10 protein-coding genes and 1 tRNA gene are annotated in these 7,320 nt (G+C 64.8%); 4 read left to right on the top strand and 7 right to left on the bottom strand.

All coding sequences use genetic code 11. The features are described from left to right. A partial coding sequence (locus GOOTI_RS22020; protein WP_007240806.1) for a helicase associated domain-containing protein occupies nucleotides 1-448 on the top strand: 448 nt, incomplete at its 5' end. Beyond that, a tRNA-Leu gene (locus GOOTI_RS26330) sits at nucleotides 441-522 on the top strand. The genes GOOTI_RS22020 and GOOTI_RS26330, both read left to right, overlap by 8 nt. 472 nt (nucleotides 523-994) lie before the next feature. Here the strand turns inward: GOOTI_RS26330 and GOOTI_RS22015 are convergent. Both GOOTI_RS22015 and GOOTI_RS22005 read right to left on the bottom strand, forming a co-directional pair. Then, complete coding sequence (locus tag GOOTI_RS22015; protein ID WP_005179525.1) at nucleotides 995-1,207, bottom strand: hypothetical protein; 213 nt, start codon at nucleotides 1,205-1,207, stop codon at nucleotides 995-997. 516 nt (nucleotides 1,208-1,723) lie between these two features. Further along, nucleotides 1,724-2,086, bottom strand: a complete 363-nt coding sequence (locus GOOTI_RS22005) for an Rv2640c family ArsR-like transcriptional regulator (RefSeq protein WP_005179521.1) — start codon at nucleotides 2,084-2,086, stop codon at nucleotides 1,724-1,726. Nucleotides 2,087-2,183: 97 nt separating this feature from the next. On the opposite strand from GOOTI_RS22005, the gene GOOTI_RS22000 reads away from it, so the two are divergent. Further along, nucleotides 2,184-2,669 (top strand): ArsI/CadI family heavy metal resistance metalloenzyme, encoded by a 486-nt coding sequence (locus GOOTI_RS22000; RefSeq protein ID WP_005179519.1) that lies wholly within the window; start codon nucleotides 2,184-2,186, stop codon nucleotides 2,667-2,669. Between the two features lie 22 nt (nucleotides 2,670-2,691). Here the strand turns inward: GOOTI_RS22000 and GOOTI_RS21995 are convergent, their stop codons facing one another. From GOOTI_RS21995 to GOOTI_RS21975, 5 genes are read right to left on the bottom strand one after another with little or no spacing between them, the layout of a single operon-like run. Further along, on the bottom strand, nucleotides 2,692-3,102 hold the full coding sequence (locus GOOTI_RS21995; protein WP_005179518.1) for an arsenate-mycothiol transferase ArsC: 411 nt from the start codon (nucleotides 3,100-3,102) through the stop codon (nucleotides 2,692-2,694). Next, nucleotides 3,099-3,524, bottom strand: a complete 426-nt coding sequence (locus GOOTI_RS21990; protein WP_012834432.1) for an arsenate reductase ArsC — start codon at nucleotides 3,522-3,524, stop codon at nucleotides 3,099-3,101. Before GOOTI_RS21990 ends, GOOTI_RS21995 begins: the two co-directional genes overlap by 4 nt. Before the next feature lie 41 nt (nucleotides 3,525-3,565). Beyond that, nucleotides 3,566-4,249 (bottom strand): arsenate reductase ArsC, encoded by a 684-nt coding sequence (locus GOOTI_RS21985; RefSeq protein ID WP_005179509.1) that lies wholly within the window; start codon nucleotides 4,247-4,249, stop codon nucleotides 3,566-3,568. Further along, entirely contained in the window at nucleotides 4,242-5,345 is a 1,104-nt protein-coding gene (arsB, locus tag GOOTI_RS21980) for an ACR3 family arsenite efflux transporter (RefSeq protein WP_005179505.1), read from the bottom strand. The genes GOOTI_RS21985 and arsB overlap by 8 nt, the downstream gene beginning before the upstream one ends. Continuing rightward, on the bottom strand, nucleotides 5,342-5,704 hold the full coding sequence (locus GOOTI_RS21975) for an ArsR/SmtB family transcription factor (RefSeq protein WP_007240805.1): 363 nt from the start codon (nucleotides 5,702-5,704) through the stop codon (nucleotides 5,342-5,344). The genes arsB and GOOTI_RS21975 overlap by 4 nt, the downstream gene beginning before the upstream one ends. 156 nt (nucleotides 5,705-5,860) lie before the next feature. Between GOOTI_RS21975 and GOOTI_RS21970 the strand changes: the two genes are divergently transcribed. Then, complete coding sequence (locus GOOTI_RS21970; RefSeq protein ID WP_174299167.1) at nucleotides 5,861-7,141, top strand: integrase core domain-containing protein; 1,281 nt, start codon at nucleotides 5,861-5,863, stop codon at nucleotides 7,139-7,141. Nucleotides 7,142-7,320: the final 179 nt, after the last annotated feature.

The following is a 7,320-nucleotide window of genomic DNA, read 5'->3' as shown; positions in this document are numbered from 1 at the left end:
GCGCGACGCGCAGTTCGACGTCGGCCTGGCGCATCTGCGCCGCTACGTCGCCGCACATGGGACGAGCACCGTGAGTCAGCATGAGGTGTTCGACGGATTCGCCCTCGGACAGTGGGTGACGAATCGTCGCGCCGACTACCGCAAAGGCCGACTGTCGGCGGAGCGGATCGAGGTGTTTGAGCGCGAGTTTCCTGACTGGCAGTGGTCGCCTCAGGCCACGGCGGCGGCCGCCGCATTCGAGGTCGGGATCGCGCACCTGCATCGGTATGTCGCCGCGCACGGCACCAGCAACGCCCGAAATCGGGCGGTGATCGAAGGATTCGCGATCGGACAGTGGGTCGCCAACCGCCGCGCCGACTACCGTAGAGGTCAGCTCGCCACCGAGCGGATCCGCCGCATCGAGGCCGAGTTCCCGGACTGGCAGTGGACCGCACAACGCCGCTCCTGATCCGACATACGGCGCGCGGTGAGGCAACGGATTAAACCCGTCCAGTGTCAGTTCGAGTCTGACCGGGGGCACCAGGGCCCTCGCAGGCAAGCGCACATCGCTCGCACCAAATTCTCCTGGGAAACCTATTGATCTCCGGCATGTGACGTGCTAAGTTTCACATCCCTCTTTCTATGAGGGCTTCCCTCCAACTCTGAGGGTCTGATTGTGGTCACAGGTCCAGGCGGAGCTATATCCGCACCCAGGGCCCACGTGGTTCAGCCACTCAGACCTTCGGAAGGGGGTGAAAATGGAAGCGATGGTCATCCTCGGGATCATCCAGATCCTCATCGCAACAGCCCATCTCGTTGTAGACATCCTCAGCTAGCCCCAGCGAGGGGGCCGGGCACTCGCCCGGCCCCTCGCCTCGCCTGGCGGCATCCTTCGTGGAAAGGCTTGCGTACCGACAAAACCCCGGGCTGCGAATCGCCCACCTGCACAACGCAACCACGATGGCCCTGTGGCAACCGACCCGCCGGGGAGGGCGGCAGCGCAGCGCCAGCGGAGTCAGCTCGTGGCTTCCCCGAGTCGTTCGACCTGTCCGCCAACCTCGTCGGCGTACGCCTGAGCCTCGGTCGCCTCATTGTCGGTGTAGACCCGGACGTCTGCCGGCCTACCGGCCGGCCGCACGATCAACGTCAGCTCCCCTATCGCGACGCGACCGCGTTTAGGTGCGACGCGATTGGTGGGCCCGGCCCCGGCATCGTTGTTCTCGGTCATCGCTCGGCGGCGTCCTGTCTCGGTTGCAGCGCCTCGGGCGGCACCCACATGGTGATCGTGGCCGAGGAGACGCGGTTGGCGCTCTCGACTGGCATCTGACATATCCCGCGCCAGAGGCCGTTTGAAGTTTGGAGCCACGCTAAGAGAAGCGCGTTCATGGTGGGTTCGATCCGGGCACCGGATGCGCGGACTCGCAGTGACACTCCCCCACCGGCGGCATACGAGCGTCCGCAGGACGGGTCAGCGATCGCCATGTCGATCAGCACGGGCCTCGGTGGGTCGACCACGCGTAGTGTTCGGGTGTCGGGCCAGTGGTCGAACATGCCATCAGTGTCATCTCGCAAGACATCGGTGACAGTTCTGCATCAGGCCATAGGTGACAGAGTGAGGGGTCTTGGTGGTGACACTTCTTCATTTGGTTTCCGCCACGCACCGCTATGTGCCTTGCGTTGCGTGGCGCGGTTGCCTATGAGGGGGGCCTGACGCAGGTGCTCAACTGACCGCGCCTGCGACGGTTCAGCAGCACCCCGTGATGGCGCTGAGAACGCTGCGCAGCGCTTCCAACGACTCTGGCCGGGCACGGTAGTAGACGTTCATCCCTCGTCGGTCAGGTGCGACCATGCCGGCCTTGCGGAGCTGCCCCAGGTGGTGGCTCGTGGTGGCCTCGGTGAGGCTGACCGCGGTCGCGAGGTCGCAGGTGCAGATCCCCTCACCGGTGTCAGTGAGCAGAATCGAGACGAGTTTGATCCGGACCGGATCGGCCAGCGCCTTGAGCCGCAGAGCGATTTCTAGGGCGGTGTCGTCATCGAGAGGGGCCGCCGACACGGGCGCACAGCAGATCGGGGCACTGATGTCGACCATCGGCAGGGCCTTCGGCATGACCCGACCATACCCTGGTACTTGACATATGTCGAAAAGGTGGCACCCTGCAGGTGTCAGTAGTTCGATATATGTCTCACAGGTGAAGGTGATGGTCATGTCCCGTATGCAGCTCGCGCTCAATGTCGATGATCTCGATACCGCGATCGAGTTCTACTCCAAGCTGTTCAACACCACCCCGGCCAAGCGCAAGCCGGGATACGCCAACTTCGCGATCGTCGAGCCGCCACTGAAGCTGGTGCTGCTGGAGAATCCCGGCCAGGGCGGCACGATCAACCATCTCGGCGTCGAGGTCGAGTCGAGCGAGAAGGTGCACGCCGAGATCGCCCGGTTGTCCGGGGAGGGTCTGTTCACCCAGGAGGAGATCAACTCCACCTGTTGTTTCGCGACGCAGGACAAGGTGTGGGTGACCGGGCCGGCGAAGGAGAAGTGGGAGGTCTACACCGTGCTGGCTGACTCCGAGACGTTCGGGACCAGCCCGAAACTGTTGGAACAGAACGCCACCGAGGACGCCGAGCAGGGTTCGGTGTGCTGCGGCGGCAACGCCGCAGACCAGGCCGAGGCGCGCACAGCCTGCTGCTGACAGCCTCGGTTCGCGTTCTCGCCTACCGCGCGATGCGGTCGGCGAGGGCGCGGATCCGGTTGGTGATGTCGTCGCGGATCAGCCGCATTCGTTCGATACCGTCGATGCCCCGTCCGGAGGGTTCGTCGGTGTCCCACACTTCGAGGGCGACGCCGTCGGGTGGGGTGACCTCGGCGGTGCCGACCACCACGACCAGGTCCACGGCTTGCATCAGTTCATCGGTGAGTTGCCGCGGCTGATGTCCGACGACGTCGGCGCCGACTTCGGCGAGTACCTGGGCGGACAGTTCGTTGACCTGGCCGCCGATTTTCGCGTTGGTGCCGGCTGAGGATGGGGTGATCCGGTCGGTGACTGTCGGTGTGAGGTGTTCGGCCATCACCGATTTGCCGCGGTTGGACACGCACACGAACAACACCTGCGGTGGTGTGCTCATTGGCCGACCTGCTGGTCGGCGGGTACCAGTTCGTCGAGGAGGTTCGCGACGAGTCCGCGGATCTGATCGCGGATGGGGCGGACCGCGTCGATGCCTTGGCCGGCTGGGTCGTCGAGAGCCCAGTCCCGGTAGCTGACGCCGGGGAACACCGGGCACGCATCGCCACAGCCCATGGTGATCACGACGTCGGAGGATTCGACGGTGTCGGGGGTGAGGATCTTCGGTGACTGTGCGGAGATGTCGATACCGACTTCAGCCATCGCCTCGACCGCGGCCGGGTTGATGGAGTCGGCGGGAGCAGATCCGGCGGAGCGGACCTCGACGCTGCCCTGGCTCAAGGCGGTGAGGAAACCGGCGGCCATCTGCGAGCGGCCAGCGTTGTGGACACACACAAATAGCACCCTAGGTCGAGATGTAGACATGAGACACAAGCCCTTTCAGCTGTGAAGGAACATCAGATACGTCACACACGTTCGGTGGTGAGTTCGGTGAGAAGACCACGAACTCGGGCGTCAAGATCGTCGCGGATCGCGCGAACCTCGTCGAGGGGACGGCCCTGGGGGTCCGCGACCGTCCAGTCCAGATAGCGTTTGCCGGGATAGATCGGACACGCGTCGCCGCAACCCATGGCTACGACCACGTCGGCGGCGGCGACTACATCGTCGGTGAGCGGTTTGGGGTACTGCGTGCCCATGTCGACGCCGATCTCGGTCATTGCTTCGACGACGGTCGGGTTGATCGAGTGCGCGGGGGCTGACCCGGCGGAGCGCACGTGTACCCGCCCGGCGGCGTGGTGGGTCAACAATCCGGCGGCCATCTGTGAGCGGCCGGCGTTCTGGACGCAGACGAACAGAACTTCGGGCACATCCTTGGGCACCGATCCATCGGACTGGGCCAGGGCGCGTAACCGATCAGCCGCGAACCTGCCCGCCAAGGTCGTCAGGTGCGCATGCACCCGGGAGGTGCGCCGTAAGGCGGTGTAGGACTCGAACACACAGCGTTCCACCGTCTGGCGAGACACCACCCCCTCATACTTGGCGGCCAGGTCAGCGGCGGTACGGGCGAGCACGGCATGGGGCATCAACAGTTCGGGCTGCGCGCGGTGTTCACTGCGACTTAGCTGCTCGTCCAACAGATCCTCAGGCATCGCGAGCCGGCTCCTTCGACACATCCGGGCTGGAGGCAGTGGTTGGGGTGGTGAAGCGTTTCCGCAGTGCCAGGGACACGTACACGAGGGCGACGAGGACGGGGACCTCGATGAGTGGTCCGATGACTCCGGCCAGGGCCTGGCCGGATGTTGCACCGTAGGTGGCGATCGCGACGGCGATGGCGAGCTCGAAGTTGTTGCCCGCGGCGGTGAACGCCAGCGTGGTGGTTCGCGCATACCCCAGCCCCATCGCGGCCCCGAGCACGAACCCACCGCCCCACATCACCGCGAAGTAGATCAGCAGCGGCAGAGCGATCCGCACGACGTCCCACGGCTGCGACGTGATCTGCTCACCTTGCAACGCGAACAGGATGACGATGGTGAACAGCAACCCGTAAAGGGCCCACGGCCCGAGACGCGGCAGGAACGAGGACTCGTACCAGTCGCGGCCTTTGGTTCGCTCGCCGATGCGGCGGGTGAGGAAGCCTGCGACCAGGGGTATACCGAGGAAGATCAGCACCGACTTCGCGATCTGCCACGGCGAGGTGTCGATGGTGGTCTGCTCCAGGCCCAGCCATCCGGGCAACACCGAGAGGTAGAACCAACCCAGCACGGCGAACATGACCACCTGGAACACCGAGTTCAGTGCGACGAGAACAGCAGCGGCTTCGCGGTCGCCGCACGCCAGGTCGTTCCAGATGATGACCATCGCGATGCATCGGGCCAGGCCGACGATGATCAGTCCGGTCCGGTACTCCGGCAGATCAGGGAGCAGGAGCCAGGCCAGCGCGAACATCAACGCCGGTCCGATGATCCAGTTCAACGCCAACGACCCGAGTAGCAGGCGACGATCACCGGTGACCGAGTCGAGTCGGTCGTAGCGCACCTTGGCCAGCACCGGATACATCATGATCAGCAATCCGAGGGCGATCGGCAGCGAGATGCCGTCGAGCTCGACCGCCGCCAAAGTGTCACCCAGGCCGGGGACGACTCGACCGAGCAGCAGTCCGGCGACCATCGCGGCGCCGATCCACACCGGCAGAAACCGGTCCAGCGTCGACAACTTGCCCGCGACCGCGGTGTCGGTGGCGGTCACTGGTCGGCCTCACACGACCGCGTTTCCCCCACGACCGTGGCGAGATCGCCCAGCAGGCCCGACAGTTGTTGCAGCGCTTCGGTGTTCACCCGGTAGTACACCCAGGTCGCGCGGCGCTCGCTGGTCACCAGACCCGCCTGGCGCAGCACCTTCAGATGGTGCGAGATCGTCGGCTGCGACAGCTCGAACGGCCCGGAGATGTCGCACACGCACGCCTCGCCGCCCGGATGCGCAGCGACCTCCGACAGCAACCGCAGTCGAACCGGATCAGCGAGTGCCTTCAACAGTGGGGTGACAGCCCCGGTCTCGTCGCTACTGAGGCCGCGGCCGGGTGGCAGCAGGAGATTCTTATTCGACACGCGTCAATATTGACACACGTCGATGCAGGCGACAAGGTGGCCGACCTGGAAGCAGGCTTGCGCTTTCGCGTTGGTGTCCACGACAAGCAACCGGTTGGGCTCCGATCGAACCGCCATCCTCGGGTCAGCTCACGTGCCGCATTCAACGCTCAGACGGTGGCTGTTAATGAACCTATCGACCCTGTCGTCCGGCTAGCTATCTCGCAGTGGCCTGATGATGCACCCCGCGGAGCGGTCTCAACATTCTGCGTCGAACACGGAATTTCTCGAAAGTCGTTCTACGAGCTGCGTAAACGCGCCAAAGTCGAGGGGCCCGCGGCAGCCCTCGAACCGCGGACCCGCCGCCCAAAGTCGAGCCCGTCAGCGCTCAGTGACGAGGTCAAGTCACAAGCGGTGGCGGTGCGCGCCGCCTTGGAAAGGTCGGGTCTGGACCACGGACCGATCAGCGTGCACGACAAGATGCGGTCGATGGGCATGGCACAGGTCCCCTCGACAGCATCGCTGGCCCGCATCTTCCGCGATGCCGGAGTAGCCCGGCGTGAACCGAAAAAGAAGCCCCGCTCGGCGTGGCGGCGGTTCGTCTATCCCGCACCGAATGCGTGCTGGCAACTCGACGGCACCGAATACGTTCTGACCGGCGGACGTACGTGCGTCATCCTGCAACTGATCGACGATCACTCTCGCTACGCCGTGGGCTCCCACGTGGCCGCCGGTGAGACCTCCGACGCCGCGATCGCGGTGTTCGACAAGGCGGTGACCGCTCACGGCGTGCCCCAGCGACTCCTCACCGACAACGGGCCCGCTTTCAACCCCTCACGCCGCGGCCGCATCGGTCAACTCGTCGAACACGCCCACGCGCTCGGAGTCGAAACAATCACCGGCAAGCCCTACAAGCCCACCACGCAGGGCAAGAACGAACGCTTCCACCAGACACTGTTCCGCTACCTGGACAAACAGCCACTTGCCGACACCCTGGCCGAGTTGCAGGCCCAGGTCGACGCGTTCGACCACATCTACAACACCGAGCGGCCTCACCAAGGACTGCCCGGGCGGGTCACACCGTTGACCGCCTGGCAGGCAACACCGAAAGCCGACGCGCCACACCCCAAATTCGGTCGGCCGTTGCTCGATCCGCCGACACCACGCCCTCGGCCCGCACAGCGGCAACCCACCGACCTACCCGACGGCGTCCTGGCCAGAACTGTCAGCACCTCCGGCACCATCAGCGTGGACGCAGTCACCTACATGGTCGATGTGGACCACGCCTTCGACCAGGTCCTCGTTGTCACCGACGACAACACAATCGTCATCGCCAACACCGAAGGCGAAGTCCTCGTCGAACACCCCCGACCCGCCCCAGGAATCACCTACGTCGGAAATCGACAACCCCGCGGCCCACGCCCCACCAAGAAGACCGCACCGTCACCGAAGTCCTGACACACCAAGTGTCACCAATGTCCAGATGCAGAAACGTCACCGATGTCCCGATACATCACAGTGGAGATGACAGGCGGAGGTGACAGAGCGTGAACAGTGATCATGGCGGCGGGGCCGATGGTCGGGGTGGTGTCCGTCGTGACGACCCGACACCTGGTGACACTGGATCTGAAACCGGG

The organism is Gordonia otitidis NBRC 100426 (assembly GCF_000248075.1).
GTDB lineage: Bacteria > Actinomycetota > Actinomycetes > Mycobacteriales > Mycobacteriaceae > Gordonia > Gordonia otitidis.
This window is presented reverse-complemented; position numbering and strand designations above follow the sequence as displayed.

Coding starts and splice junctions, on each gene's coding strand:
- GOOTI_RS22015 (WP_005179525.1), bottom strand. CDS start 1,207: ATGACCGAGAACAACGATGCCGGGGCCGGGCCCACCAATCGCGTCGCA.
- GOOTI_RS22005 (WP_005179521.1), bottom strand. CDS start 2,086: ATGCCGAAGGCCCTGCCGATGGTCGACATCAGTGCCCCGATCTGCTGT.
- GOOTI_RS22000 (WP_005179519.1), top strand. CDS start 2,184: ATGTCCCGTATGCAGCTCGCGCTCAATGTCGATGATCTCGATACCGCG.
- GOOTI_RS21995 (WP_005179518.1), bottom strand. CDS start 3,102: ATGAGCACACCACCGCAGGTGTTGTTCGTGTGCGTGTCCAACCGCGGC.
- GOOTI_RS21990 (WP_012834432.1), bottom strand. CDS start 3,524: ATGTCTACATCTCGACCTAGGGTGCTATTTGTGTGTGTCCACAACGCT.
- GOOTI_RS21985 (WP_005179509.1), bottom strand. CDS start 4,249: ATGCCTGAGGATCTGTTGGACGAGCAGCTAAGTCGCAGTGAACACCGC.